The sequence below is a fragment of the Lyngbya sp. CCAP 1446/10 genome (assembly GCF_026130175.1).
Lineage (GTDB): Bacteria > Cyanobacteriota > Cyanobacteriia > Cyanobacteriales > Microcoleaceae > Microcoleus.
Window position 1 is genome coordinate 24,793 of sequence record NZ_JAIGNI010000013.1, and the last position, 24,738, is coordinate 49,530.

Genomic DNA, 24,738 nt, shown 5'->3' on the forward strand with positions numbered 1-24,738 from the left:
TTTTATAACTCAGTAAGGAAGTTCGGCAACGAGGCCGAACTTCCTTCTATCCCGTACATTGTTCGTTGGCCGAACATCTCTCTATCCGTTACATCCGTTAAATCTGTGATAGAATCCGTTGCTGAACTTCCTGCAATTAATCGCGAGCGATCCCTTCGGAGCGGGCGGCCAACTGCACTGCACCGGCGACGGCAATGGCAACTCTTTCGTCAAAAACAGACGGTATAATGTGCTCTTTGTCAAGCTGAGAAGAGCTGACTAAAGAGGCGATCGCATAAGCTGCACCCAAATACATACTTGTGGTAATCGTGCGAGCTTTGCAGTCCAAAGCACCTCGAAATATCCCCGGAAATGCCAAAACATTGTTAATTTGATTGGGGTAGTCGCTGCGTCCAGTGGCAATGATCGCCGCATCCTCCATAATTAATTCTGGCTGAATTTCGGGAATGGGATTTGCCATTGCAAAAACAATGGGATTCTGGGCCATCGATCGCACCATAGAGCGAGTGACCACCCCGGGCGCACTGACACCTAAAAATACATCTGCACCGGCCATTGCATCTTCCAAAGTACCGCCCGAAGCCACAGCAAATTCTAGTTTTTCTGGGTTCATATCCGTGCGATCTTTGCAGAGAACGCCTTTGGAGTCGCAAATGATGATGTTTTCGGCACCTGCTTTCCGCAACAAACGGGCGATCGCGATTCCGGCCGCACCAGCTCCGTTAATTACGATACACACTTCTGCGATCGTTTTTTTGACGATTTTTAAGGCATTAATTAATGCTGCCAAACTAACAATCGCCGTGCCATGTTGATCGTCATGAAAAATTGGAATATCTAAGGTTGCCCGCAATCTGGCTTCGATTTCAAAGCAACGGGGAGAAGAAATATCTTCCAGGTTAACGCCACCAAAAACCGGGGCGATATTCTGCACGGTGCGAATAATTTCCTCGGTATCTTGCGTGTCCAAACAGATAGGAAAGGCATCAATTCCGGCAAATTCTTTAAATAGCATGGCTTTGCCTTCCATGACTGGCAGTGCGGCGGCTGGGCCGAGGTTTCCTAGTCCCAAAACTGCGCTACCGTCGGTAACAATCGCCACAGTATTTTGTTTGATTGTCAGGTTGTAAACTTGTTGGGGGTCATTGGCGATCGCAGTACAGATGCGGGCGACTCCTGGGGTGTATGCCATTGCCAAATCAGATTGGCGTTTGAGGGAAATTTTGCTAATTACGCTGATTTTTCCACCACGGTGCAAGTCGAAAGTGCGATCGTACACATCGATCACTTTGATATCCGGTAGCGCTTTCACTGCTTGGACGATTTCTTCGTTGTGTTCAATGCTGTAAGCATCGACGGTGATATCGCGAATGGTAGTGGCGCGGCTTTGCTCGATTAAGTCGATTTGGCCGAAGTTGCCGCCCACAGATGCGATCGCGCTAGTGACGCTAGCCAGCATTCCCGGCTGGTTCGGCAGAGCAACACGAATCGTTAAACTAAAGCTGGGGTTCGGTGTCAGTTTTACCATAATGGCTTGATTGTAGATTTGAGAATTGCAATCTTTGATTTTATCGCCAATATTAGACATAAAATTTAATAATTAAAATTTTCAACTGAAATTTTTAACAAATTCTATCAACTGGTGATGCGATCGCACTATATTTCCCCGTAGGGTGCGTCAGTTTCAATATGTTTGAATTGGAGCGAAACTTGGGACTGACGAACCCTACTAACTATTAACTTTTAAATCCGTTACATCCGTTACAAAATCCGTTGCCGAACTTCCCTTTTTCTGCTTCCCTCTTCCTTGACTTTTAAATCCGTTACATCCGTTACAAAATCCGTTGCCGAACTTCCCTCTTTCTTCTTCCTTCTTCCTTCTTCCTTCTTCCTTCTGTCAACTGTCAACTGTCAGTAGATGCAACACTGTTTGATCCAGCAGGTAAAAATTAGATCGACTGACAAGCGGGCATTTCTTATGTATTATGCTTGTTTGTTAAAATTTGCCTTCAATAGCGAATGCAACCGGGCAAACGATCGAACTACCTGCACGCTTTGCTGGAGAATTCCAGCGACTGTTACTAATAAGGAATTTACCCCGCGCCAGTAAAAACACAGGTTTAGCGCAGCACAGCGAGTTGCTGGTTGCTAACTGTCAATTTTAGCGATCGGTCGCAGCATCCGCACACATAATTGTAAAGAATTTGCAAGCGATACAATCGGGGGGAACTTTTTCTGAGTTTGGGAGATCTACAGGTTGTTCGTCTTCGCTGCCGGCGGGAAAGATGCACAGGCCCACTTGTTTGACTCCAGCCATGAGTTCGACAACTCGATCTAAAATGCTGTCGATTCTTTCAATTAGTTCATCTGCTACATCTAGACTCGGCGCGATGATGAAAAAGGTTTTGACTCCTTCGGGACAAGGGGCGAAGCCGAGGGTGCACTCTTCTAATAGTGCTTGAGTCGAGAGACTCAGAGGCTCATCGAAGCGAGCGATTACTGCTCGATCAAAGGCTTGTGTCAGGGAACGATCGCCAAAAACAGGTTGAGATAACATAACTACTTCCTTTCGTAGAATTTTTGGAGCATTGAAAAAATATTAACATACCTTAATGTAACTGATTTAACTAAATTGTATGGCGATCGCGATCATGACTAGATGTGATATTTTTTGATGTGTAGAGCGATCGGCATTGTGATAATCTGTAATCTCAGATACAAAACCCTGTGATTTAGATCAGGATGGAAAATATTTTCGAGGGGGTAATCCCCGGAGAAGTACAGCTAAAAGTTGCGATCGACCTCAACCTCTAGCGTTTAAAATAAATATCCAATCAAAATATTAAAGATGAACTCGATCGCCCAACAGTTAAAAACCAGATTTGAAAAAGCCTTCACCTCCGCATTCGGCGAGAGTTATGCCGATACGGATCTGATGCTAGCCCCTGCGGGAAATCCCAAGTTTGGGGACTTTCAGTGCAATGCAGCGATGAGTTTGGGCAAAAAGTTAGGTAAGCCACCGCGGGCGATCGCCTCTACAATCATCGAAAACCTCGACATCGCCGACATCTGCGAAACCCCAGAAATCGCCGGCCCGGGTTTTATCAATTTGAAGCTCAAACCGGCGTATTTGGAAGCGCAAATAAGTGAGATCGCCGCCGACACCCGTTTGGGGATTGAACCGGTGAAAACGCCTCAGAGAGTGGCGATCGACTTTTCGAGCCCGAATATCGCCAAAGAAATGCACGTCGGACATTTGCGATCGACAATCATCGGAGATGCGATCGCCCGCACCCTCGAATTTCAAGGCCACGACGTAATCAGAATCAACCACATCGGCGACTGGGGCACCCAATTCGGGATGCTGATCGCATACTTGCGCGAAGTTCACCCCCAAGCCCTCACCACCGCTGACGCTCTAGATTTAGGCGATTTAGTCGCATTTTACCGCCAAGCAAAACAGCGCTTCGACGCAGACGCAACCTTCAAAGAAACCGCCCGCCAAGAAGTAGTAAAACTGCAAGCAGGCGCAGAAGACACCAGGCGCGCCTGGAAACTGCTGTGCGATCAATCCCGCCGCGAATTCCAAGTAATCTACGACTTACTAGACATCAAACTAACCGAACGCGGCGAATCCTTTTACAATCCATTATTGTCCGCAGTAATCGCCGACTTAAACAAGTTAGGTTTGCTAGTAGAAAGCGACGGCGCAAAATGCATATTTGTAGACGGTTTCACCAACAAAGAAGGCGAACCATTACCGCTAATCGTGCAGAAAAGCGACGGCGGATACAACTACGCAACAACAGATTTAGCCGCCATCCGCTACCGCATCCAAAACGACAAGGCAAAACGCATAGTTTACGTCACAGATTCAGGACAAGCCAACCATTTCGCCCAAGTATTTGCAGTAGCCAGAAAAGCCGGTTGGATTCCCGAAGATGTCGAAATTGTCCACGTTCCCTTCGGTTTGGTATGCGGAGAAGATGGCAAAAGATTAAAAACTCGTTCTGGGGATGCAGTGCGCTTGCAGGATTTGCTTGATGAGGCGATCGTCCGCACCCGCCAAGATTTAGAAAACAGATTAAAAGCAGAGGAAAGACACGAAACAGAAGAATTTATTGCCAGCGTCTCTCGAACCGTTGGTTTGAGTGCCGTTAAGTATGCCGATTTAAGTCAAAACCGCGCCAGCAACTATGTATTTAGCTACGACAAAATGCTCGCATTGCAAGGAAATACTGCTCCTTATATGCTGTATGCCTACGTGCGCGTGCAGGGAATTCGCCGCAAAGGAGAGATTGATTTTGATAACTTAGATGCTAGTGCAAAAGTGATTTTGCAGTCAGATGCCGAGTTAGTATTGGCAAAGCATTTATTGCAGTTCAATGAAGTTATAAATGCTGTGGGCGGCGACTTGTTGCCAAATCGGATTTGTCAGTATTTGTTTGAATTAAGTCAAAAGTTCAATCAATTTTTTGAACAATGTCCGGTACTGAAAGCTGAGGAACCGTTGCGGACTTCGCGGTTAATGTTGTGCGATTTGACGGCGAGGACTCTGAAGTTGGGTTTAGATTTGTTGGGGATTCAAGTGTTGGAGAGAATGTAATCTAAGGTTTGTAGCTGTAGGGTGCGTGAGAGCAATAAATATTTGAATCTCGGTGATGAAACTGTTTGCACTCACGCACCGCCAAAAGTCTTGAACAATACCGATGCAACCGGAAATAAGATAATTTTAACCGCTGATAAACGCTGATAAACGCTGATAGAGAGGACTATTCTGCATCAATTCCTTGCCACAGTTCAGAAAGCGGTACAGTCTCTCCTGTCATGGCTTCGTGCCATCCTTGACGAAAACAGTCTTCGGCTGACTTCAGCGGTTCCTCAGCAAGAACGATGATGCGGACTCTGTGTCCAGAAAATTTGGCTGCTTGGGCGAGAATTTCTTCCCACGTTCCCTCTAGTTCTAGTATTTGTGGTGTCATTTTTGTGATTTTAATTTTTAACCGTCAGGGCGATCGCTATCTTCTTCATCTTGTATTTCTTTAGGAATAGTGGCATCATTCAACTGACTAATAATTTGTATAATTTGCTCGGCTGAAATATCCACTTGTTCTGATTTTGCATAAATACTCATCAAAAAGATAGCTATAGGTGTCTGAACGTAATATATCAGTCGATAGCCAGCACTTTTGCCCTTTTTGATGTCGCTGTTTTTGACTCGCACCTTAAAGACAATATCATTAATCCCTGATATTCGATTTCCAGGCAATTCTCCCGCTTGAAGTTGTTCAACAATCGGCTGAACGTCAGAGCGAATGTGGCGGTACTTTTTGGACAGTGCGCGTAAATTGCGCTTAAATTCATCGGCAAAGTACACCTTAATTGAAGGAGAATCATTCTGCATCAATACCTTCCCACAGTTCCGATACAGGTCTAGTTTTTCCTGCCTTTATTTCCAGCCATGCTTGCCGAAAGCTTTCTTCTGGAGATGGGAGTGCTTCTTCGTCTTCGTCAGCAAGAACGATGATGCGGACTCTGCGTCCAGCAAACTCTGCTGATTGGGCGAGAATTTCTTCCCACGTCCCTTCTAGTTCTAACACTTGTGCTGTCATTGGTTTGACTTTTTTAAAGAGTTGGATTTAGTTAATTATAGCGCATTCCTCAAATCGAGCATTTACGGCTTTTTGTTAACAACCAAGCTATCCAGAAGGCCTTTAAACATTGTTACGACAATCTGGCGATCGTTATCTCTCACAAATATATCGTAATTGGGACTTGAGTTAATTTCAATCAACCAATATGCTCCGTTTTTATCTAGCGCGATGTCAAGCCCAGCATAATTAATCGCAATTTCCGCAAAAACAGGTTTAACAAAATCTTCCATCTCAGACATGAGATAGGGGTTAATTATATGTTTGGCTTTTGCACCTTCCCAGTGCAGCGGGCTTAAATTCCCCGCAAATTTAGCCTGAGATTTGTCTTTTTCGTACAGCAAAACTAGCTTTTTTTTGCAGAATACAGCCCGATATTCGTGAGCAATTTCGATATATTCTTGAGCGAGCGCCACATAGTCATAATCTTTGCTGTTGACGTTAAATATAATTTCTAGGGCTTCTTTAATTTGCTCTATCGTTTCACACAAAAAAACATTGTTGCCACCAGCACCGCGATTTCTTTTGAGAATCACCGGGAAAGAGAAATTTTTGTGGACTTCTAAAACTATTGATTCAATATCTGGGAAACTCAAATACTTTTTATACTTCTCCTCGCAGTGAGGCGAGACAAAACCGAGAGTTTTGGGAGTATTTATTTTGCCGTTTAATAGTTGATAGGTATATTCTTTGTCTTTAAAAATCTCTGCTACTGAGGCGCTATTAAATGGCGTTATGTAATTGACAAAATAATATTCTTCGCCACCCTGTTTGAGTCTAATCAAGTTTTGGCAATTATGCAGGATTTCGTAAGGGATATTTAATTCCTCACAAGCTGCCAGCAGGATTTCAATATTGGTCAGCATAAAATGTAACTTAATTAAAAAGTAATTTTAACAATTTGAGAAGCGCGATCGCACTTCTCAAACTTCAAATTCAATCAAATTCTACCCAAACAGCCGCTGCTGACCGTTTGCGGCATCTTTCCCGGCATAAATCTCGCGCGTTCCCTTGGGAATATAAATCCAGTCGAACTCTTGCAAGCGGTTTGTCAAGTTGGAAATGCTCACTCCCAATTCATCTCTCATTTTGTATAAATGCGACCATTTTGTTAAATCGCGTCCCTGTCTTTTATCTTCCAAAACTCCTCTGGGCATTAACAAACAGCTTGCAAAATATTGGGCTTGCCATTCGATCGAGGCAATTTTGGTATTTGCGATCGCACCCCGACACACAAACGGTTCTTCGACATCAGATGCTGTTTTTTCTCGATCGCCCAAATCTAGTTCCAACTGTTCCACAGTACCGTCTGCTTCGTCTTGATTGACGTGCAGCACCCAGTGGCCGATTTCGTGGGCGATCGTCGATTCGATGAACCCCGGCGGTTTTTCGAGAATCAATTCGTTGATTTCGATTAACCGCTGCTGGGGTAAAATCCTCGCAGCGATCGCACCTTCTTCATCCGGCTCAATGTAGTCCCAAACTACGCCCAAGTCCAGAAAATCAGCAACAGTTGTCGCTTCAAAAGGCCATTTCGGAGCAAACTTTTGCGTTTTCTGCATCTGCATCAGGATGTCATTTGCCAAACGCTCGATCGATTCTTTGGGATAGAAGCAATACGGTTTAAAAATACTCACGCTTCAGGGGCCTCTCTTACGCTTCAAAAGATTGTTTGAGCCAATCTGGATTTTCTTGCATCCGGCGGAAAAGAGCCTGCATTTCCTTCGGATTCTGCTTCAGCAGCGCTTCGTACTGCTGAGGCAGTCTACCGGCAAGAAAAATCAATTCCTCTTCGTTGATGTCGAGATTCCGCGCTAGCGATCGAATTACGTCTTCTTTTGGCGCATAATCCGCGCGATCGTTCTCCAACTTCGACAAATAAGTAAAATCCACACTTAGCATAGCAGCAAGCTCACGTTGTGAGTAAGCCTTATCCTTGCGAGCTTGACGGATCAGTCTTCCAAATGTTTGTTCCACGGTTTTTCGCCTCCTGACAAGCATTCTAGCCTGTTTTGATGAAAACTTCAACAAAATACTTGACGGGAAAATCAACATACGTTACCATGAATTTAGTTGACGCTTTAGTCAACGCTTCTGACCACACTGCTGTGGTTGAAAGTGGAAATCAGCTAAAAAACACGTACATATAGCGTAGTTAAGTTGAGAGGAGCGATCGCCACCCGGCATCTAAACCCTTGTACGCAGCCAATAAGGAGGAACAGATAGCAAATGCTGAGAACCTGGACAGACACGCATTACAAGCTCGAAGACGATGACTGGCTATACATCGCCACCCACGAAGAACAAAGCTCAGCCTCACTGGTTTGTCCGGGCTACGCGCGGGATGGCGAAGGCTTTAGCATCCACTTCACCCCAGCGCACTTAGAAACCTTAGAGCATTTGCTCACCGCATTGCGGATTATTCAAGCTCAACAAGAGGCGATGCTTGAGTATACCTATCCAGAACCAAAAGCGACTACACATCTTATTAGGTAATCGGATGGGGAGATGGGGAGATGGGGAGATGGGGAGATGGGGAGATGGGGAGAATTAGCCAATTACCAATTACTAATTCCCAATTACCAATTACCGATTACCAATTGTCTGTAAATCAATAAATAACTAAGGAAAAACTAACCATGACTACCACAAAAGAAAGACCTACATTTTCAGTATTTGGAGCCAAACCTAGCAATGCTTTGCTAGTACCAGAAATCCCGATCGCCGTTCGCAACAATTGCCAAAGCGGCCAGTGGGCGATCGGCGATACAGATTACGGTTCCAAGTGTTCGATCACTATCCTTAAATTTGCCAAATTTTTCGGTTCCCTCGGTCAAACTTCCCACACACTTTGGGGTCAACTCTGGTTCGTCGCAGAAACAGGCGAACTCCCCCAAGGAGTTGTCATGGTGACATACATCAAAAACCGCAGTTTAAACGACTTTAACCGTTTAGTCGCATCAGTTCAATCGCGCGGCGTAGAGCCAGCAACTGGAATTTTTGTTCCCGAATTTGTAAAACATTCCGGTCAAAAACCAGACGACAGCGGAGTAGTTAAACCCATAAATTACTACAGTTTAAAATGGTCGTGGATGGAGCGCAAAGACTGGGCAGTTATCGATCAAGCAGCAGCAGTTTTGTCCGATACGAGCAATCAATCGCGGATGATTGACTTAGAAGGAACCAGGGCTATGATCTGTTTAGATAACCTACCAGCAGCACAAGTTGCGTCCTTGATGGCCGCTCACACTAGCGGTGAAAGCGATGCGATTGCTTTGAATTCTAACGGCGGTATGTCGCTACCGTCAGCGGAAGACAGAGCAACTGCTGACTTGTTCTAATTGTGTAGAAAAGGCGCGATTAAATCGCGCCTTTTCCGTAACTGTGACCAGGAAGAGTAAAATGAAAAAAGTCACTAAAATCAAAGCCAAACCAAACCTGCAACAAAGCCGTTTGAGAGAGAATTTCGAGATGCTCGATCGCATTCGGGATGATACAGTTAACGACATCGAAAGTCTTACCGAAGATTTCCAGCACATGACTTTAGTTGCGGAATCTATCCGGCGGAATTACCGAGCTTTGCTTTCGGAAAATCAACTGCTAAAAAACACGCTTTTAAGTATAATTGAGGAGTGCGAATGCTGGCAAAGCAATCGGTGCGATCGCTGTCAAAAGATTCTCAAATCTCTACACAGCAATAATTCAGACTTTCCACCGAATGCAGCCAAAGAATACCGAACTATTCTCAGCAAACTCAGGAACTTAGGATAGCTCAAAACGTCTCACTAACCAAGCCAATAATAGTTTGAATCAGGAGCAAAAAACCTTATGACACTAGCAACAGCCAAAGATAGCAAAGCCAAGATTTTGCAAAATTTTCAGCAGATTTTAGCAGAAAAGAAAAAGATTGAATCTAAAGTCGAAACTAAGGAACAGTCCGCCGAAAAAGCCAAAAGCAAACAACTCCTAGAAGTTGCTTCTACCTATACAATTGACAGCATTGTTAAAGGCTTGGCAGATTTGCAATTAGATTTCGGTAGCATCACCAGCGGACTTTCGGAAAAACTGAAGGCGGAATCTTCCAAATTAGATGAATTAAAACGGGCGATCGAAATTGAAGCCGAACAATTGCAAGAGTTACAGCAAGTTAGAGTTGTAGCAGATGCTCTCCACATTTTAACTCAAGAACACCGGGAAAAACTGACGCTCCTGGAACAAAACAGCGCCAATCAGCGCGAAGTCATCGAAAAAGATACAACCCAAAAACGCAAGATTTGGGAAAAAGAACAGCAAGAATTTGATGCAGCAGTTCAAGAACAAACTGCACTCACAACAAAAGGGCGCCAGCAGGAAACAGCGGATTATCAATACGAATTGCAGCGCGATCGTAAAATTGAAACCGACGAATACGAAGAAACGAAGCGCAAACTAGAACGGCAATTGCAAGAATCTACCCGCGAAAAAGACAAAAACTGGGCGGAAAGAGAAAAAACCCTCAGCGACAATCAACCGGAGTTTGAAGAGAATCAAAGGAAAGCTGCTGGATTTGAAGAAGAACTCAAACAGGCTTATACGAAAGCCAAAGAAGAAGCAATTCAAGAAGTTTCCCGCGAAGCTAAAGTCAAGGCAGATTTAGCGGATAAGGAATGGGAAGGAAGCAAGCAGGGATATGAGTTGAAAGTGCAATCTTTACAGCAGACAATTGCGCGGCAAACTGAACAAATTGCTGAGATTTCCGCGCAACTGCAAGCTACGATGAAGCAAGCGCAAGATTTGGCAATGAAAGCTTTTGCAAGCAAAGCTTAAAACTCGGTTCGTAGTGAGGACTTTAGTCCGCATCCGAGTTCGTAGTGAAGACTTTATTCCTTATTTTCTCAAAACTTTCGGAATTTAGTCCGAACTATCGAACCTGGAAGGACTGAAGTCCTGACTACGAACCTAATTCAAACTATTAACAAATCAAAAGCCATGAACAAAAAAGTTAGCGACAAAAGCACCAAGGCTCAAATCTTAGAAGCGTACAAGGAAGCCGCAGAAGAAAAAGCTGCATTAGAATTGCAAGTCAAACAGCTAAATGCTTCCCCAAAGCAACCAGCAGTTCCTGAAAAACTTATTGTGGAGGCAAAGAAACCAATGGCTTTAACTGAAAATCAACAAAAAATGCAGTCCACAATCGACAATCTAATTTTGCTGCAATTTGGCTTTGGTGGCGCTGTCAGCGAGTTGTCTGAGAAGTTAACTTCCGAAGCTACTAAATTGGAAGAATTGCGGCGCGTTGTGGGCGAAGAAGTTCAACAACTGCAAGAGTTGCACAGTTTAGAAGATGTTGCGGAAGATACGCTGGATAATTTAATTCAGCAGTACGAAGAAAGTGCGAAAACTTTTACTGACGAACTCAGTGAAGGGCGCGAAACTGTTGAACAGGAGTTGTTGGAACTGCGGCTGGCTTGGGAAAAAGAGCAGGAATTGCAAAAGTTGGCAGTTAAAGAACGTAATGAGAATGAGCAAAAAAATCGCGATCGCGATGAGGAGTTGTATGATTACGATCTGAATCTTCAGCGAAATCTTGATATCGAAGAATACGAACAGCGCCAGCAAAGGCTTTATCAAGAAATTGAAGAGTTTCGCCAGGAACAGGAGAAACAGTGGGCGGAACGCGAAAAAGCTATTTCGGAACGGGAAAAACTGTCTGCGGATGTTAAGGCTAAGGTGGAGGCTTTCCCGAAGGAACTGGAAGCTAATATCAAGAATGGGAAAGATACTGGTCGCAATATTGGCAATTATCAAGCTAAGGTTAAGGCGGATTTGTTGGCTAAAGATATTGAAGGACAAAAGCAAAATTATGAACTGCAAATTCAAGGGATGTTGCAGACTATTCAAAATCAAGATGGGCGGCTTGCTAGTTTGTCACAGCAACTTGATTCTGCTTTGAAACAGGTTCAAGATTTGGCGGTGAAGGCGATTGAGGGTTCGTCGAATTTGAGTTCTTTCCAAGCTGTGAGGGAAATTGCGATCGAACAAGCTAAGACTCAGCAGAAAAATAAGTAGCAGTTAACCTACCCGATTGATTAACCCAGTGAATGGAATTCGGGGAGTTTACGGGCACACAAATAAAGAAGCCCGCCGAATGGAATTCGGGGCTACAAAAACGAAGCACACAAATAAAGAAGCCCGTCGAATGGAATTCGGGGAGTTTACGGGCACACAAATAAAGAAGCCCGCCGAATGGAATTCGGGGCTACAAAAACGAAGTCCGCCTCCGCGGACTGGGAGAAGTAGGGTGCGCGTTGCATTTCATGTAACGCGCACTTTACGCTATTTTGAGCAAAAAGTCGCTTTCTTTAGTGAAGTTTCTAAATTGTCCACTCGCTGCGTGTCTTCTTTGACGGTCAAACCCTATTTACAGCGTTGTAGTTTGTAGTCAAAAGCCCGATCGCCCTGTGCACTTCTATAAACTGTCATTTGTTCTCCTGACCGCTTCAGTCACGCTCATTATTGTATAAGTTAATCAACCAAAAGATATATTTGGGGCTTAAAGATTATGTCACAACAAATTATACGTCAAAAAGATACTAATGCTTGGATTCTTCAGTGCTGGGTTTCTTTTATTGTTGCCATTTCTGCAACTACTATTGGTGTGATTTATTTACAGGTAGATCCTTGGCAAAAGGCTTTTATGGGTATGGGTTTAACTTTTTCGGTTGGCTCGTCTTTTACTTTAGCAAAAACCATTCGCGATAACAATGAGTCAACAAGATTGACTGCGAGAATCGACGAAGCGAGAGTTGAGAAAATTCTCGCGGAACATCATCCTCTCAAATAAACTTGAATTATACAATGTATATAAAAAACAGCCCGCGCGGGCTGTTTTTGTTGAGCTTGAGGTGAAAACCTGCGGATTTCAATGGCTACCTTTGAACTTACGATCGCCCTTAGCCTTCTGACGCTGGCGAATGCCGGCCTGAACGGTAGCCATATCTACGGGAAAACCAACGACAGGAATCACCTGATCCTTGCGTTCTTCTTCCAGATTCTTGAGTTCGGTGTAGTCAACCCAGTGAATGCAATTTACCGGACAAGTGTCGATCGCCTCAGCAATCAACTCCTCAGAATCACCGTCTTGTCGGACTACGCGCGATCGCCCATAATCCGGCTCAATGTAGAAAGTATTGCGAGCAACATGAGCGCAATGCTTGCAGCCAATGCAGGTAATCTCATCAACATAGACACCTTTTTGGCGAAACGCACCGCCTAATTCCGGTTCCAAACCAGAGCGATCGGGCGCATCCCGCAAAAATCCGCCCAACTCCGGTTCCAAACCAGTGCGATCGCCTGCTGTATCTATTCCGAGTCCAGAAAGCTCAGACATTTAGATCCCTCACAATAATAAATAAGTCCGCTTGGGCGGACTTGAAAGAGACAAGATTGCAAAAATCTCGAAAAACTCTTAAGCACACCAGCGCTGAACCACCAAGCGGATCGAACCGTCTTGATTTTGTTTTTGCTCAGAAACTTGGAAACCCTGCTTAGCGCTTTCATTTACCACAGTATGGTAAGCATAGCGCTGAGTCACCTTATTCAGAAAGCGATCGACAGACCAAGCTTGCTGCCAAAATTGCAAATCAGCCACCAATTCATACTCAGTCCCGTTCCAGCTAAAACCTAAGTCATAGCCATTTTCTTGCTCAATTACAACCTCAGCAGTGCTGGTGAGGCCGCGATAGCCGCGCACCTCAGTCGGGCCCGACTTCCAGTCGATACCCAAATCAGTTAAAGCAGCTTCCAAAGAATTCAAATTGCGGATCTGGGTCTTAATTTGGCTAAAGTGTGACATGGTGATTCCAAAAAAATTTAAGTGAACTGAACAAAAAAGATTACCAATCGCTAAAAGCCACTTGGGCCGTCGCTTCGGCTGACTGATTCAGCGCTTGCGCGAAATATTCAGATGTTGACTCTTGATGAAGCACCACGCCAAGCTGGGCTTCAATAGCAGCAGTTACCTCAGCGCAGGAAGCACCGACAATGCCGGTGACTGTTTCCTGTACGCGGCCATCTGGATAAATCACAAATTCTAGTGTTTCCATAATCCGGGCTGACTGAATAGGAACGATGAAATCAGACACCGACGCCAGCAAGCTTGGTACGATGCCTCCTGAAGTCGCTTATTGAGAGTTGGCTGACTCGCCACTATATCAATTTTGACTAATTGATAGGTTTTGAGTCACAACTTAACAGAACTTATTAATAGGTGGTATCAATACGTCAGTGTTATGTAAAGTTTCGCGTACATTGTGACATCAGTCAAGTCATCTGAAGGAAGAAAGAAGGAAGAAGGAAGAAGGAAGAAGGAAGAAGGAAGAAGGAAGAGGGAAGAAGGAAGAAGGAAGAGGGAAGAAGGAAGAAGGAAGAAGGAAGAGGGAAGAGGGGATGAACCGCAGAGGGCGCAGAGGGCGCAGAGGGAAGAAGGTAAAACGAAAAAGTATAAATTCCCCCATCTCCCCTCTAATTTCCTCTGGGGTCTAGAACGTCTCGCAGGCCGTCGCCCAAAAGGTTAAAACCCAGAACAGTCAAGGTAATTAGCAAACCGGGAAATAAAATAGTCCAAGGAGACGAAAGAGCGTATCCGCCTTTGAAAGCGTCCGAAAGCATTGTCCCTAACTCCGGGGCTGGTGGCTGCGCGCCCAAACCGAGAAAACCTAAACCCGCGGCTTCTAGTGTGGCTGTACCAGTGGAAAGAGTTGCTTGTACTACTAGCGGTGGGAGACTTCCCGGCAAAATGTGGCGAAAAATAATCCGTAAATCGCCAGCGCCCAAGGCTTTGACTGCTAAGACAAATTCTTGTTCTCGCAGCGATAACACCATGCTGCGTGTGAGGCGGATGTAAATGGGAATTTGCACGGCGCTGACGGCGATAATTACGCTTTGCAGGCTGGGGCCGGTGACGGTGACAATGGCGATCGCCAGTAAGATTGAAGGGAAAGCTAGCAAAATATCCGCCAAAATCCCGATCGCCACTTCAGCCCATCCGCGAAAATATCCGGCGAAGAGTCCCAACAGCCCTCCCACAAACAATCCCGCAGCCACAGAAACCAAGCTGACGAGCAAAGATATCCCCAATCCGTGCCACACTCGCACCAACAAATCTCGCCCCAAACTGTCGGTGCCGAACCAATGTTTGACACTAGGAGCCACTAATCGGGATAAATAATCGCGATCGACCGCCGGATTGTAGGGGGAAATTAGGGGAGCTAACACAGCCGACAAAATCAGCGCTAAAGTCAAAAATAAGCCGATTTTCCCGGAGGTCGATCGCCCAAATCGTTGCCAAGCTGGCTGTAAAAATATTAATTTTTTATGCAATTTGGGATTTTCCATCGAGTGCCTTTACAAAAAAAACTCAACTATACGGTGCGGGAGTTTTGCCCGATCGCAGTTTTTATAGCGAATGGTAGATGCCAAATGCCCGATCCCTTCCTAAAAGACCCTTTAAGATATAAAGAACAAGATAAATTTAAAAGCCAAATGACATCAACCCTACTCAAATCCTCCTCCAGACCGCCCCTGAACGCTCCAACAGTGCGCCATTTCCCCAACGGCCTCACAGTTATAGCCGAACACTTACCAGTCGATGCTGTTAACCTCAGCGTGTGGATGAATTTAGGCTCAGCCGTCGAATCAGACGAAATCAACGGTATGGCGCACTTTTTAGAACACATGATTTTTAAGGGAACTCCCAGTATTCCCAGTGGAGAATTTGAGCGGGCGATCGAGCAACGTGGCGCTGTCACCAATGCAGCCACCAGCCAAGATTACACTAACTATTACATCACCACAGCCCCTAAAGATTTTGCTGAACTAGCCCCGCTGCAAGTCGATGTCTTGCTCAACGCCAGCATTCCTGACGATGCTTTCGATCGCGAACGGCTGGTAGTATTGGAAGAAATTAGACGATCGGAAGACAATCCGCGCCGGCGCACCTATCAGCGATCGGTGGAATTAGCCTTTGAAGTCCTGCCCTACAAGCGACCGGTACTAGGCCCGACTTCCGTGATCGAAAATCTGAGAGCCCAACAAATGCGGGATTTCCACAGCAGCCGATATCAGCCAGGGGCGATGACAGCAGTCGCTGTAGGTAACTTGCCGGTCGATCGACTAATTGAAATTGTCGCCGAAAGTTTTGCCAGCAAAAGCACAGCACAAAACAGCAGCATAAATCTGCCCGCCCTCAGCAGCTTTCACCCAGAATCCGAAATTCTCAACTACGGCCAAGAATCGCCCTTTACCGAAACAGTCCGCCGCGAATTTGTAGACTCTGCCCTCCAGCAAGCTCGACTGATCGTGATGTGGCGAGTCCCCGGTTTTGTGGAAATGTCCGAAACCTATGCCCTCGATGTGTTAGCGACAGTATTGGGCCACGGGCGCACAACTCGTCTGGTTAAGGATTTGCGCGAAGATCAAGGGCTAGTCTCGTCAATTTCCGTCAGCAACATGACTCAGCGACTCGGCGGTGTATTTTCGATTTCTGCTCAACTAGCGACAGAAAACTTAGCAGCAGTCGAAGCAGCCATCGTCGGACATATTCGTACTCTCCAAACCGAACTGGTTACAGATGCCGAAATTTCGCGCATCCGCACCCAAGTAGCAAATCGGTTTATCTTCGGTAACGAAACTCCCAGCGATCGAGCAAGTTTGTACGGTTACTATCAGTCGATGGTAGGAGATATCGCTCCCGCCCTCAACTACGCAGCCTGCATTCAAGCGCTGACTGCGGAGGATCTCCGGGAAGCCGCTGTCAAATACCTATCTCCCGATGCGATGGGTGTTGTGATAATTCGCCCCGAAGCAGCATAAACCCGACTGCTTCCTTTCCAGGCGCAATCCTTTGCTTGTCAAGCTAGGGAGACTTCCCACAGCACAAAGAAGGTAAATCATCACCTTCTTTGATTTGAGAATACTGTGTCAAAGTTTGATCGCTCGCAGCCTTAAAGGTTTTGTATCGAATCATGAATTTAAAGCTTTTAAGGTACGGGCGATCGGTAGAATTGCCATAAATTTCTCATAGTATAAACTTGGAATCGTTGAAGTGTGCAGGGAAGCATGAAATTACAAAACTTTCTCAACTCAAAAATTAGGTACGATGTCAAAGCAATCGCTGCCGACAACGAACTCAGCCGCCAAGTTCAAAGCCGCCTCATTGACCTGGGTTTACTGAAACCTCCAGTAGACGGCGCTTTTGGCCCACTTTCTACCGCCGCCCTCCACCGATTTCAAACCTTGATGAAGTGTGGCGAACCGGGTTTTTTGGGAGCAATTACAGCCAAAAAGCTGATCGAAGCCAAACCGGCGGACATTCCCACACCTCGCCCGATCCTGAAAATCCTCAAAGACACCATTTTTAAATCAAAACCGCTGGCGTCTTCTCAACTTCAGGAATCAGAAAAACAAGTAATCCCAGCGGGAAAAGAGTTTGAACTCCTGGCTTTTGTTCCAATTCGCGGTCACATTAGGGTTGCTCTCCGCAACGAATCTTTCAAAGGTTCAGGGATTTGGTATGTTTACGGAGGACACGCTCAAGTTACTCTAGATGGCGTTTTGCTGTATCCCAAACCGAATCCGCCCACTGTCAGACTTGGCATTCCTTATCGATCGCAATTAGATAATTTTTACAATCCTACAGGTGCTTGTAATGTAACTTCCATAGCGATGTGTCTGGACTTTTTGAGAGTGCCGCGGCGCAATAGAAGCGGACAATATGAAGATGAACTCTACGAATATGCGATCGCCAAAGGTTATAGTCGCTGGGATCCCTATGATTTAGCAAAGATTGTTAAAGATTACGGCGCTCAAGATTACTATACTGAGAATGCAACGATTGATGATGTTCAAGATTGGCTAGCTAGCGGAAATCCGGCTGTGATCCACGGATACTTCACGTCTTTCGGTCACATTATAGTTGCGGCAGGTTACGACAGCGAAGGATTCTTTGTTCACGATCCCTATGGCGAGTGGTTCCCAAGTGGTTATGACACAAGTGTCAGCGGTTCTTATTTGCACTATTCCTATCGTTTAATCCGCAGCGTTTGTATGGCTGACGGAAATTTTTGGGTGCATTTTATCTCCAAGTAATAATTGGGAATTAGGAACTGGGAATTGATAATCGGTAATCGATAATATCGTTTCCGTAGGTTACTTTTTCTCTATTTGGATTGACTTTTTCTACTCGGTAAAAATCCTCTAGGTAGTACACTCGGCGACTGTTACGCAGTTCGACTTCTCCAATAAACTTAATCAATGGTTCCTCCTGATTTAGTTGAGCGATCGCACTTTTGTAACTTCTCCCTGTAGCGTTAAGGTGGGCAATGCCCACCTACCTACAGATAGAGTTTGCGCGTAAGTTCTGTTCGTGTTTAGTAGAAAGAGAAGGGTTACGAAGCCTCCATAGTTTATAGATTGAGAAATTGAAAATCTGATCCTGAAATTTGCCGATTCAACTTCAGGCGTTAACTAATTCTGATTCTTCCGATTCTTCCGATTTATCCCGGACTCGGAAGTAGTAAAAGAGATTAGCAACAGCCAAATCAGACGCTTTTTCCAAATTCGACGCTACTAAACTTTTATGACCAGCTATTTCCCCTTGCTCAATAATATAATTTTCATGATCTTTTCGTTGCTGCGGATCGAGCATAAATTCCAGTTGAGTGTAAAGCGCATAAAAATGAGACTTCGGCCTCAAATTTTCATAAAATAACTGTTCATCTGGTATTGCTAAAGCTGTTGTTGCTGATTTTTTATCTTCAATAACCGCCAAGTTTGATTTGCTGAAATCAGCACTCTGCAACTGCTTTAACTCACTTGGAGGCAAAGCTTTAGTCCATTCAATCTGATTAAGCCAAATGTCTAAGGCGGCTAAATCGTGATTGTGAATTCGCGTGATTTCAGGAAAGAGAAAATCAAGCTCTTCATCGGAGTCACAGCATTGTATAATACCGAGGCCATCTTGACGGATTTGTTGTTGAAGTTGAGAAATGCGATCGCCCGCAGCACCAAATTCATTCTGCACCTGATACGTGCCAATGATACTTTGCTCGATCGCCCAACTGCACTCTAACCGGCGCAACTGTCCCGCCGCACAAGTTTCTGACAACAACTGCGGATTTTTGTAATCTGCTAAAGCCTCAAACAACATCCCCCGCGCCGCATCAATTTCAGCATTGCGGCGGTTGATATCTTGAAGTTGCAAAGCCGATCGCATTCGTTGAATTGCTTGCTATTTGCATAACATAAGAGCGATTGGAGGGGATTAAGGATGTGCGATCGCCTACCAACTATCACATGATCTAATCATTGCATCTTCTGTTAAAAGCAAATCTCACCTTTATCAAACTTTGCTTGAAGTTTTTTCTTTGCTGCTGGAGTAAGGTTTAGATAAGATGCCAGATCATCAAGAGTACGATAAGTTTTTATCTTTCTATCGCCGATCAATTTATCAATAGTTTTCTGCTTGATACTGGTTCCCTTAAAAGCCTTTGTTAGTTCGGATTTATTGGCTCCATTGAGATTAATAGGTGATGTCGTTGGTGTAGGTGATGGCGTTGATGTAGGTGTTGGTATTGGTATTGGTGTGGGTGTGGGTGTTGGTGTGCTAATCACCTTATCAGATTTGATAAATTGAATGCGTTTAAGTTCCAACTTTCTTTGCAGGAGAGTTGGACAGGAAGGAGCAATCATAAAAGATAGATCTCCCGGTGTCCTATCAGTCTCATGAGGTTTGAAATCGGCATCTTTTAACCATTGATTAAACGTTTCTAAATGGCTGCTCAACAGTTCATAGTTTTTAGCTTCGCCAAAGGCTCTAGCAACAAGATCCCCATTGTGAAGTAATTCTACATAACAGTCGAAGGCATGACCTGCAATCACTGTTGTAGTTGAAACTGCCGATAGAGTGTAGGATTTCTGGCTCAGGTAACTTGCCCACTGTTGTTTACACTCAGATTTTACTAACTCGCGTGAATTGCCTTCAAATACTTGCTCGGGAGCTTCTTGAAAATATTTTTCATGTATTTCTAAAACTGCACCAGCATAGTCTCGACAAAACTTTCTCAAATTATTAGCAGGATTCAATGGTATATCTTTGATTTCTTGCCATGCTAGAGCAAAATTTTGATATCCCTTATAAGCTCCTTCAATACGCTCATCCATTTTCTTTCTGATCTCTTCAATTTCATTAGTGTAGACTGGATTCAGATTTATAACTGAATCACTTAAAAGGCTTTCCATGACTGAATCATCAACAATAAAACGTTCTACGTTTCCTGATGTGCCTGCTAAGTAAATTAACAGGCGAATTTTTGATCCAAATTCTTGTCCTAATGCCCTTCTAATTAATTGTTTGAAAAGCAATCTAGTTTCTTTGATTTCATTAGGAAGTTGTGCTATAGAATCTAATTCATCTATGAGATAAACAAAACTAAATGTTGGATCTACTGCTGATACTTTAGATATTGTATAAAATAAAAATTGTTCAAGACTATCTACACGATCAGCAATATATATTTTAAATTGGTTGCGAAATAGCATCGAATCTTGGGCAGCATTAAGTTGGGGCAGTTGATTATTATCTAAATAATCACTCAAAATCTGTGCAGCTACATTTTTAACCGAACCCGATAGATTAGAATTGTGTAACAACTCATAAAATGTATGAGCTAGGATGTGAGAGTACAATCTTTCCTTAAAACCATCTCCAAGAGTTACATCAGAGATTTGGAAGTCAACAACTACAGAATGATTCTGATAAGTTGGTTTAGTTCTAGCTAATTCATGTAAGTAAATTAACAGGGAGGTTTTACCACTACCAAATGAGGCCGCAACAAATCTAAATGTAAAGTAACCATCATCAAATGTACGACTTAGATCGTCTTCAAGAAGCTGAGTTAGGTTAGATATTTGCCGCCCCGACAAACTTTTGGCTGTAGATCCTTCACCCTCTGACCCTGGAAGTCTAACAACTCGTTCTATCCTAATATCATCAATAAATCCTACGCCCCCCTTTACTTGTTGAATAAAGTCTCTTATGTACCTTTTTTTTCCTGCATCTTCTGGCATAGCTTACTCTACCCACTGAATAAGTTCATCTTCTTGTTCGATAACTGCAAAGACTTTGCCAGTTGATTTAAGCAAAGCAAAGTTTTTGTTCAAATTTGAGAGAGATACATCGTTTTGTTCCAAAAATTTCTGACAAATTTCTCGGCTGCGAATAGCAACTACTCCCCTTAATTCTTGACGCTTTCTTTCTTCAAAATAAAGAGCCTTAAACTTTTCTACAAATGTCTCAAAGTCCATCTCTTTACCACCATCGGAAGTCTGAGAATCCGCAACTCCGATTTGACAGTATCGCCAAAGAGTATTTATGAGTTTTGCCCCTTTTGCTGATTCAAACTCATACTTACTGCTTTGCAGATTAGCAGCTAAAACTTTCTTACCTTGATCTGTCACAAAAAGCTGACCCTTTTTAGGAGATTCGAGCAATTGCTTCTGACACAAAGCATCACAGATAGCAGGCGCGTCCTTCTGGTATCCTTTAGATAAATGCTGTTTCACATCGCTTTTAGTCACCTTATTCTGTTTTGAGTAGGCTACTGCGTACAGCAAGTAAAGCAGTTGTTCGGTAGAAAGCTCGATCATAAGTTCCTCTTGTTCACTGTTACTGGGATGAACGTTGGTGGTATTTTAGAGAATACCATGCCTCATAGTCCTAAAGCAGCCATAAAGTAAAAGACAAGCTAACTTTAACTTAGCTTGCCCTCAACTTTCTGAATATTTTATCGATCCCTACTAAAGCATTGTTTAGTCTAAATATGGGTAGAGATTAGGAACAAAGTTACTCACCCATATCAGTTGAGGAGTTTCGTCTGTTTCTACGCCAAAACTGGCACCGGTTGCGGCCAGCGTTTCATGACTTTGCCAATTACAGCCAATTCTTCCATCAACTTGTCGAACTGATCCGGTGTTAACGATTGCGGCCCGTCAGACAAGGCTTTTTTCGGATTCGGGTGCACTTCTATCATCAGCGAATCAGTACCAGAGGCGATCGACGCAAACGCCATCGAAGGTACAAACTGCGCCCAACCAGTCCCGTGACTAGGATCAACCATAATCGGTAAGTGAGTCAGGGTACGCAGCACTGGAACCGCCGACAAATCAAGCGTATTCCGCGTATACTGCCTGTCATAGCCGCGAATTCCGCGCTCGCACAAAATCACGTTCGGATTCCCCGCAGCCATGATATACTCAGCAGCCATCAACCATTCTTCAATAGTTGCGGAAATGCCACGCTTCAGCAAAATCGGTTTGTCTTGAGCTCCGACTTTCTTCAACAGCGAGAAATTCTGCATATTTCGGGCTCCGACTTGAACCACGTCGGCTACTTCTACGATCGCACTTAAGTCCGCCGCATCCATAACTTCGGTAATAATTCCCAAACCGCTAGCTTCCCGCGCCGCCGCCAGCAGTCCCAAAGCACTCTCGCCGTGTCCTTGGAAAGCGTAGGGAGACGTTCTCGGTTTGTACGCTCCACCGCGCAAAAATTGAGCGCCAGCAGCTTTGACGCGCATTGCCGTCTCAACAATCATTTCTTCGTTTTCGACGGAGCAAGGGCCTGCTACGATTGCGATCGGGTGATTTAAGCCGATCGTCACAGTTCCTAAAGGAGTCGCAACCGCTACGGAGCTCGGTTCACCTTGGCGGTATTCCAGACAAGCGCGTTTGTAGGGTTTTTCCACTCGCAGAACTTCCTCAATCCAGGTGCTCATTTCCCGCAGTTGCATCGGTTCGAGCTCGGCGGTGTCGCCTACCAAACCCATGACGACTTTGTAACGCCCGACGATTTTTTCTGGTGTCAAACCCCAGTTAGTGCGGAGTTCTTCGTCTAGTCGATCGATCTCGGCTTCTGGAGTGCCGGCTTTCATGACAATAATCATATTTTTTTTCCCTTGGTCTGTTGCGCTAAGACACGAATTATGACACGGATTTAGTGCGATCGAGCTTCTATAAATAGAAGACTGGGCGGTTGAAACCGCGTCTATACAGGCAAAACCCGCCTCCGCGGGTTGAAGAGGCGGTTCCAACCGTACGTCCGATCTTAGTCCGCGGAGGCGGACATTGTTTGTGTAGGCGCGGTTTCAACCGCCGTCTGATCTTCTTTTTGGTTTAACTTTTGGGTTTAGCCGCGCGCCACGCTTCTCGCATCCGTCCAAAATTAGTATTAAATTCTTCCCACCCCAGAGTGCTTCCTGAATTGTCTTCATCCCAGGAAGCCGAGAGAACTCCGTAGCTTAATCCCAGTACACCTAAACCAAAACAGCCCATGCTTACCAGCAATACTGCTGTGTTGGGTAAGTCAAACAGGCCTTTGCTGACTATCAAATAACTCACAAAAAATGTGGAAATTCCCAGGAGTGTCGGCGCGCCACAGAATACCGCTATGCGGGAGATCATGCGTTTGCTGACTGCTTCCGGGATGGATTGCGCCTGCGGGCCAGTTTTTTTTGTGGCTTTGGGCTGCTTGTCTGGTTTTGGTTCTTCTGTGACTGGCTTTGCTTCGGTTTCTGGGGGCTTTTTAGCGGTTTTTTTCCGATTTGAGGCCGGTTCAAAGGGTAGGCGCTGGGTGGGTGGTTCGGAGGACATATTTTTTGTTTAACCTGAAATCTCGAACAATTATTCAATAAATCTTGGCGAGGGTTTACGCAACTCTGATGGTTAATCAACGGTTTGAAACGGATTTGTGATCAGTGCGTAAATCCTGCTGGCGATTGTCCAAGATTCTTGAATATTGTCGCAAATTTTCGCTTGGCTGTTTAGCCGCGAATGCCTAGACGGGCAATTAATGCTCTGTAACGATCGACATTTTCCTTTTGCAGGTATGCTAGCAAGCGCTTGCGGCGGCTGATCATCATCATCAAACCGCGCCGGGAGGCGAAGTCTTTTTGGTTGATTTTCAGGTGGGCGCTGAGTTTGCTGATGCGATCGCTCAGCATGGCGACTTGGACATCTGCTGAACCTGTGTCGGTTTCATGGGTTTGAAAATCGCCCATGATTTCTTGTTTGCGTTGTTGTGTAAGAGCCATGAATTGATTTTATGCTTTTTTGTACGATTGTCACAATCCCATATAGTATCACAGGGGAACCGTGAAGGATCAAATTTTTCGCACGGATGAGTTTATTTTTTTGAGCAGCATAGACTTGAATTGCCAACAGACTTAGGACGGGCTGGACATCCCACAATTTTTTTTCCTGTGGGATGTCCCGCCCATCCTGGGTGTATTCCCGGTTGCTGGATGTAGTATGTGATTATCTGCTTAAATGCCCGATCGCCTCACGAATCCAATCTTCCGCACCTTTACCCGACAAACTATCGTCTTGACAGAGATTTTGCAGCGCATCCAAGACTTCCGCCCCAGTGTATCCCATCGCCAGCAAGACCATCTCCACTTCTTCTTGAATAGCTGGGGGGACTCCGGCGGCCATTGAAGTTGTCAAACCTGCTTCCTGTCTCCATTCCGAGAGTTTGTTTTTGAGTTCGAGGACAAGGCGTTCAGCCGTTTTTGCGCCCACACCGGAGGTTTTGGCGAGGACACGGGTGTTAGCGCCGACGATCGCCTGTACTAAGTCTTGCATTCCTAGAGTATCAAGAAGTGCGATCGCCAATTGAGCACCAACACCGCTAACACTCGTCAACTGCCGAAACAAATCGCGTTCTGCCGCGCTACCAAAACCATACAATATGATTTGGTCTTCCTTAACTTGCTGGTGAGTAAAGATTTGGGCGACTTCGCCGGATGTTGGCAATTGACCAGTCACACGGGGCAAAATCTGGATTGCATAGCCAATTCCATTGACTTCGAGAATCAAGATGACGCGGTTGCTGCCTTTGCTGATATCGGCGACTGTGCCTTTGAGATAGCTGATCATATTGTTTTTGACTGAATACTACTATACTTCTGTATCGCTCTCATTGTTTTCTAATTCAAAATAAGCACAATTAGTAGGGTGCGTCAGTCTGGAAAACCCTAGTTTTTGATAGTAACCT

Annotated in this window: 31 protein-coding genes; 10 read left to right on the forward strand and 21 right to left on the reverse strand. The window is 44.8% G+C overall.

Translation table 11 applies throughout. The features are described from left to right. Positions 1-136 precede the first annotated feature (136 nt). The 3 genes from K4039_RS08155 to K4039_RS08165 all read right to left on the reverse strand — a co-directional run bounded on the left by K4039_RS08155 (position 137) and on the right by K4039_RS08165 (position 2,557). A complete protein-coding gene (locus K4039_RS08155; RefSeq protein ID WP_265234737.1) occupies positions 137-1,528 on the reverse strand; it encodes a malic enzyme-like NAD(P)-binding protein in 1,392 nt (463 codons plus the stop codon). A 233-nt stretch (positions 1,529-1,761) separates the two neighbouring features. Continuing rightward, the gene (locus K4039_RS08160) at positions 1,762-1,908 is read right to left on the reverse strand and encodes a hypothetical protein (RefSeq protein ID WP_265234651.1); all 147 of its coding nucleotides are present in this window, start codon (positions 1,906-1,908) and stop codon (positions 1,762-1,764) included. A gap of 253 nt (positions 1,909-2,161) precedes the next feature. After that, entirely contained in the window at positions 2,162-2,557 is a 396-nt protein-coding gene (locus K4039_RS08165; RefSeq protein ID WP_265234653.1) for a hypothetical protein, read from the reverse strand. Between the two features lie 291 nt (positions 2,558-2,848). Here K4039_RS08165 and argS point away from each other — a divergent pair, with 291 nt between their 5' ends. After that, on the forward strand, positions 2,849-4,606 hold the full coding sequence (gene argS / locus K4039_RS08170; RefSeq protein WP_265234654.1) for an arginine--tRNA ligase: 1,758 nt from the start codon (positions 2,849-2,851) through the stop codon (positions 4,604-4,606). A gap of 166 nt (positions 4,607-4,772) precedes the next feature. On the opposite strand, the gene K4039_RS08175 is transcribed toward argS, so the two are convergent. From K4039_RS08175 to K4039_RS08200, 6 genes are all read right to left on the reverse strand, one after another. Then, positions 4,773-4,982 (reverse strand): hypothetical protein, encoded by a 210-nt coding sequence (locus K4039_RS08175; protein ID WP_265234655.1) that lies wholly within the window; start codon positions 4,980-4,982, stop codon positions 4,773-4,775. Between the two features lie 17 nt (positions 4,983-4,999). Beyond that, positions 5,000-5,404, reverse strand: coding sequence for a type II toxin-antitoxin system RelE/ParE family toxin (locus K4039_RS08180; RefSeq protein WP_265234656.1), 405 nt, complete (start codon positions 5,402-5,404; stop codon positions 5,000-5,002). Further along, complete coding sequence (locus K4039_RS08185) at positions 5,394-5,612, reverse strand: hypothetical protein (protein WP_265234657.1); 219 nt, start codon at positions 5,610-5,612, stop codon at positions 5,394-5,396. The genes K4039_RS08180 and K4039_RS08185 overlap by 11 nt, the downstream gene beginning before the upstream one ends. Positions 5,613-5,674: 62 nt before the next feature. Continuing rightward, a complete protein-coding gene (locus K4039_RS08190; protein ID WP_265234658.1) occupies positions 5,675-6,517 on the reverse strand; it encodes a RimK family alpha-L-glutamate ligase in 843 nt (280 codons plus the stop codon). An 81-nt stretch (positions 6,518-6,598) separates the two neighbouring features. Continuing rightward, positions 6,599-7,288: an ImmA/IrrE family metallo-endopeptidase gene (locus K4039_RS08195; protein WP_265234659.1), complete on the reverse strand. Its 690-nt coding sequence runs from the start codon at positions 7,286-7,288 to the stop codon at positions 6,599-6,601. A gap of 16 nt (positions 7,289-7,304) precedes the next feature. Further along, complete coding sequence (locus K4039_RS08200) at positions 7,305-7,628, reverse strand: RodZ family helix-turn-helix domain-containing protein (protein WP_265234660.1); 324 nt, start codon at positions 7,626-7,628, stop codon at positions 7,305-7,307. Between the two features lie 252 nt (positions 7,629-7,880). Here K4039_RS08200 and K4039_RS08205 point away from each other — a divergent pair, with 252 nt between their 5' ends. The 6 genes from K4039_RS08205 (at position 7,881) to K4039_RS08230 (ending at position 12,474) form a co-directional block, all read left to right on the forward strand. Then, the gene (locus K4039_RS08205; protein WP_265234661.1) at positions 7,881-8,147 is read left to right on the forward strand and encodes a hypothetical protein; all 267 of its coding nucleotides are present in this window, start codon (positions 7,881-7,883) and stop codon (positions 8,145-8,147) included. 143 nt (positions 8,148-8,290) lie between these two features. Continuing rightward, positions 8,291-8,992 carry a hypothetical protein gene (locus K4039_RS08210; RefSeq protein WP_265234662.1) on the forward strand — a complete coding sequence of 234 codons (702 nt, stop codon included), beginning with the start codon at positions 8,291-8,293 and terminating at the stop codon, positions 8,990-8,992. A 61-nt stretch (positions 8,993-9,053) separates the two neighbouring features. Beyond that, complete coding sequence (locus K4039_RS08215; RefSeq protein ID WP_265234663.1) at positions 9,054-9,422, forward strand: hypothetical protein; 369 nt, start codon at positions 9,054-9,056, stop codon at positions 9,420-9,422. Between the two features lie 57 nt (positions 9,423-9,479). Further along, on the forward strand, positions 9,480-10,457 hold the full coding sequence (locus tag K4039_RS08220; protein WP_265234664.1) for a hypothetical protein: 978 nt from the start codon (positions 9,480-9,482) through the stop codon (positions 10,455-10,457). Positions 10,458-10,619: 162 nt separating this feature from the next. Next, the gene (locus K4039_RS08225; protein ID WP_265234665.1) at positions 10,620-11,699 is read left to right on the forward strand and encodes a hypothetical protein; all 1,080 of its coding nucleotides are present in this window, start codon (positions 10,620-10,622) and stop codon (positions 11,697-11,699) included. 493 nt (positions 11,700-12,192) lie between these two features. Next, on the forward strand, positions 12,193-12,474 hold the full coding sequence (locus tag K4039_RS08230; RefSeq protein ID WP_265234666.1) for a YiaA/YiaB family inner membrane protein: 282 nt from the start codon (positions 12,193-12,195) through the stop codon (positions 12,472-12,474). A gap of 78 nt (positions 12,475-12,552) precedes the next feature. Here K4039_RS08230 and K4039_RS08235 read toward each other — a convergent pair whose 3' ends face one another. The 3 genes from K4039_RS08235 to K4039_RS08245 form a co-directional block, all read right to left on the reverse strand. Further along, the gene (locus K4039_RS08235; RefSeq protein ID WP_265234667.1) at positions 12,553-13,020 is read right to left on the reverse strand and encodes a ferredoxin; all 468 of its coding nucleotides are present in this window, start codon (positions 13,018-13,020) and stop codon (positions 12,553-12,555) included. A 78-nt stretch (positions 13,021-13,098) separates the two neighbouring features. Next, entirely contained in the window at positions 13,099-13,485 is a 387-nt protein-coding gene (locus K4039_RS08240) for a DUF1257 domain-containing protein (protein ID WP_193974477.1), read from the reverse strand. Between the two features lie 40 nt (positions 13,486-13,525). Beyond that, complete coding sequence (locus K4039_RS08245) at positions 13,526-13,735, reverse strand: DUF2997 domain-containing protein (protein WP_194013141.1); 210 nt, start codon at positions 13,733-13,735, stop codon at positions 13,526-13,528. A 207-nt stretch (positions 13,736-13,942) separates the two neighbouring features. On the opposite strand from K4039_RS08245, the gene K4039_RS08250 reads away from it, so the two are divergent. Next, entirely contained in the window at positions 13,943-14,206 is a 264-nt protein-coding gene (locus tag K4039_RS08250; RefSeq protein WP_265234668.1) for a hypothetical protein, read from the forward strand. On the opposite strand, the gene K4039_RS08255 is transcribed toward K4039_RS08250, so the two are convergent. Next, positions 14,154-15,026 (reverse strand): ABC transporter permease, encoded by an 873-nt coding sequence (locus K4039_RS08255; RefSeq protein ID WP_265234669.1) that lies wholly within the window; start codon positions 15,024-15,026, stop codon positions 14,154-14,156. The two genes, K4039_RS08250 and K4039_RS08255, sit on opposite strands and share 53 nt — an antisense overlap. A gap of 147 nt (positions 15,027-15,173) precedes the next feature. Here K4039_RS08255 and K4039_RS08260 point away from each other — a divergent pair, with 147 nt between their 5' ends. Together K4039_RS08260 and K4039_RS08265 are read left to right on the forward strand one after the other, a co-directional pair. Next, positions 15,174-16,502: a pitrilysin family protein gene (locus tag K4039_RS08260; protein WP_265234670.1), complete on the forward strand. Its 1,329-nt coding sequence runs from the start codon at positions 15,174-15,176 to the stop codon at positions 16,500-16,502. A gap of 246 nt (positions 16,503-16,748) precedes the next feature. Next, a complete protein-coding gene (locus K4039_RS08265; protein ID WP_265234671.1) occupies positions 16,749-17,777 on the forward strand; it encodes a C39 family peptidase in 1,029 nt (342 codons plus the stop codon). Between the two features lie 10 nt (positions 17,778-17,787). Here the strand turns inward: K4039_RS08265 and K4039_RS08270 are convergent, their stop codons facing one another. The 8 genes from K4039_RS08270 to ruvA form a co-directional block, all read right to left on the reverse strand. Next, positions 17,788-18,018: a hypothetical protein gene (locus tag K4039_RS08270; RefSeq protein ID WP_265234672.1), complete on the reverse strand. Its 231-nt coding sequence runs from the start codon at positions 18,016-18,018 to the stop codon at positions 17,788-17,790. Positions 18,019-18,144: 126 nt separating this feature from the next. Next, positions 18,145-18,903: a hypothetical protein gene (locus K4039_RS08275; RefSeq protein ID WP_265234673.1), complete on the reverse strand. Its 759-nt coding sequence runs from the start codon at positions 18,901-18,903 to the stop codon at positions 18,145-18,147. A 104-nt stretch (positions 18,904-19,007) separates the two neighbouring features. Further along, positions 19,008-20,756, reverse strand: a complete 1,749-nt coding sequence (locus K4039_RS08280) for a hypothetical protein (protein WP_265234674.1) — start codon at positions 20,754-20,756, stop codon at positions 19,008-19,010. 3 nt (positions 20,757-20,759) lie between these two features. Further along, positions 20,760-21,335, reverse strand: coding sequence for a hypothetical protein (locus K4039_RS08285; protein WP_265234675.1), 576 nt, complete (start codon positions 21,333-21,335; stop codon positions 20,760-20,762). Between the two features lie 233 nt (positions 21,336-21,568). Continuing rightward, positions 21,569-22,630, reverse strand: a complete 1,062-nt coding sequence (aroF, locus tag K4039_RS08290) for a 3-deoxy-7-phosphoheptulonate synthase (RefSeq protein WP_265234676.1) — start codon at positions 22,628-22,630, stop codon at positions 21,569-21,571. 229 nt (positions 22,631-22,859) lie between these two features. Beyond that, on the reverse strand, positions 22,860-23,336 hold the full coding sequence (locus tag K4039_RS08295) for a PAM68 family protein (RefSeq protein WP_265234677.1): 477 nt from the start codon (positions 23,334-23,336) through the stop codon (positions 22,860-22,862). 170 nt (positions 23,337-23,506) lie between these two features. Further along, positions 23,507-23,776, reverse strand: coding sequence for a 30S ribosomal protein S15 (gene rpsO, locus K4039_RS08300; protein ID WP_265234678.1), 270 nt, complete (start codon positions 23,774-23,776; stop codon positions 23,507-23,509). Between the two features lie 223 nt (positions 23,777-23,999). Continuing rightward, complete coding sequence (gene ruvA, locus K4039_RS08305; RefSeq protein WP_265234679.1) at positions 24,000-24,620, reverse strand: Holliday junction branch migration protein RuvA; 621 nt, start codon at positions 24,618-24,620, stop codon at positions 24,000-24,002. Positions 24,621-24,738: the final 118 nt, after the last annotated feature.

What these genes read in the sequence shown, in the direction of transcription:
- K4039_RS08155 (WP_265234737.1), bottom strand. Translation starts at nt 1,528, where the DNA reads ATGGTAAAACTGACACCGAACCCCAGCTTTAGTTTAACGATTCGTGTT.
- K4039_RS08165 (WP_265234653.1), bottom strand. Translation starts at nt 2,557, where the DNA reads ATGTTATCTCAACCTGTTTTTGGCGATCGTTCCCTGACACAAGCCTTT.
- argS (WP_265234654.1), top strand. Translation starts at nt 2,849, where the DNA reads ATGAACTCGATCGCCCAACAGTTAAAAACCAGATTTGAAAAAGCCTTC.
- K4039_RS08175 (WP_265234655.1), bottom strand. Translation starts at nt 4,982, where the DNA reads ATGACACCACAAATACTAGAACTAGAGGGAACGTGGGAAGAAATTCTC.
- K4039_RS08180 (WP_265234656.1), bottom strand. Translation starts at nt 5,404, where the DNA reads ATGCAGAATGATTCTCCTTCAATTAAGGTGTACTTTGCCGATGAATTT.
- K4039_RS08185 (WP_265234657.1), bottom strand. Translation starts at nt 5,612, where the DNA reads ATGACAGCACAAGTGTTAGAACTAGAAGGGACGTGGGAAGAAATTCTC.
- K4039_RS08190 (WP_265234658.1), bottom strand. Translation starts at nt 6,517, where the DNA reads ATGCTGACCAATATTGAAATCCTGCTGGCAGCTTGTGAGGAATTAAAT.
- K4039_RS08205 (WP_265234661.1), top strand. Translation starts at nt 7,881, where the DNA reads ATGCTGAGAACCTGGACAGACACGCATTACAAGCTCGAAGACGATGAC.
- K4039_RS08210 (WP_265234662.1), top strand. Translation starts at nt 8,291, where the DNA reads ATGACTACCACAAAAGAAAGACCTACATTTTCAGTATTTGGAGCCAAA.
- K4039_RS08215 (WP_265234663.1), top strand. Translation starts at nt 9,054, where the DNA reads ATGAAAAAAGTCACTAAAATCAAAGCCAAACCAAACCTGCAACAAAGC.
- K4039_RS08220 (WP_265234664.1), top strand. Translation starts at nt 9,480, where the DNA reads ATGACACTAGCAACAGCCAAAGATAGCAAAGCCAAGATTTTGCAAAAT.
- K4039_RS08225 (WP_265234665.1), top strand. Translation starts at nt 10,620, where the DNA reads ATGAACAAAAAAGTTAGCGACAAAAGCACCAAGGCTCAAATCTTAGAA.
- K4039_RS08230 (WP_265234666.1), top strand. Translation starts at nt 12,193, where the DNA reads ATGTCACAACAAATTATACGTCAAAAAGATACTAATGCTTGGATTCTT.
- K4039_RS08235 (WP_265234667.1), bottom strand. Translation starts at nt 13,020, where the DNA reads ATGTCTGAGCTTTCTGGACTCGGAATAGATACAGCAGGCGATCGCACT.
- K4039_RS08240 (WP_193974477.1), bottom strand. Translation starts at nt 13,485, where the DNA reads ATGTCACACTTTAGCCAAATTAAGACCCAGATCCGCAATTTGAATTCT.
- K4039_RS08245 (WP_194013141.1), bottom strand. Translation starts at nt 13,735, where the DNA reads ATGGAAACACTAGAATTTGTGATTTATCCAGATGGCCGCGTACAGGAA.
- K4039_RS08255 (WP_265234669.1), bottom strand. Translation starts at nt 15,026, where the DNA reads ATGGAAAATCCCAAATTGCATAAAAAATTAATATTTTTACAGCCAGCT.
- K4039_RS08260 (WP_265234670.1), top strand. Translation starts at nt 15,174, where the DNA reads ATGACATCAACCCTACTCAAATCCTCCTCCAGACCGCCCCTGAACGCT.
- K4039_RS08265 (WP_265234671.1), top strand. Translation starts at nt 16,749, where the DNA reads ATGAAATTACAAAACTTTCTCAACTCAAAAATTAGGTACGATGTCAAA.
- K4039_RS08275 (WP_265234673.1), bottom strand. Translation starts at nt 18,903, where the DNA reads ATGCGATCGGCTTTGCAACTTCAAGATATCAACCGCCGCAATGCTGAA.
- K4039_RS08280 (WP_265234674.1), bottom strand. Translation starts at nt 20,756, where the DNA reads ATGCCAGAAGATGCAGGAAAAAAAAGGTACATAAGAGACTTTATTCAA.
- K4039_RS08285 (WP_265234675.1), bottom strand. Translation starts at nt 21,335, where the DNA reads ATGATCGAGCTTTCTACCGAACAACTGCTTTACTTGCTGTACGCAGTA.
- aroF (WP_265234676.1), bottom strand. Translation starts at nt 22,630, where the DNA reads ATGATTATTGTCATGAAAGCCGGCACTCCAGAAGCCGAGATCGATCGA.
- K4039_RS08295 (WP_265234677.1), bottom strand. Translation starts at nt 23,336, where the DNA reads ATGTCCTCCGAACCACCCACCCAGCGCCTACCCTTTGAACCGGCCTCA.
- rpsO (WP_265234678.1), bottom strand. Translation starts at nt 23,776, where the DNA reads ATGGCTCTTACACAACAACGCAAACAAGAAATCATGGGCGATTTTCAA.
- ruvA (WP_265234679.1), bottom strand. Translation starts at nt 24,620, where the DNA reads ATGATCAGCTATCTCAAAGGCACAGTCGCCGATATCAGCAAAGGCAGC.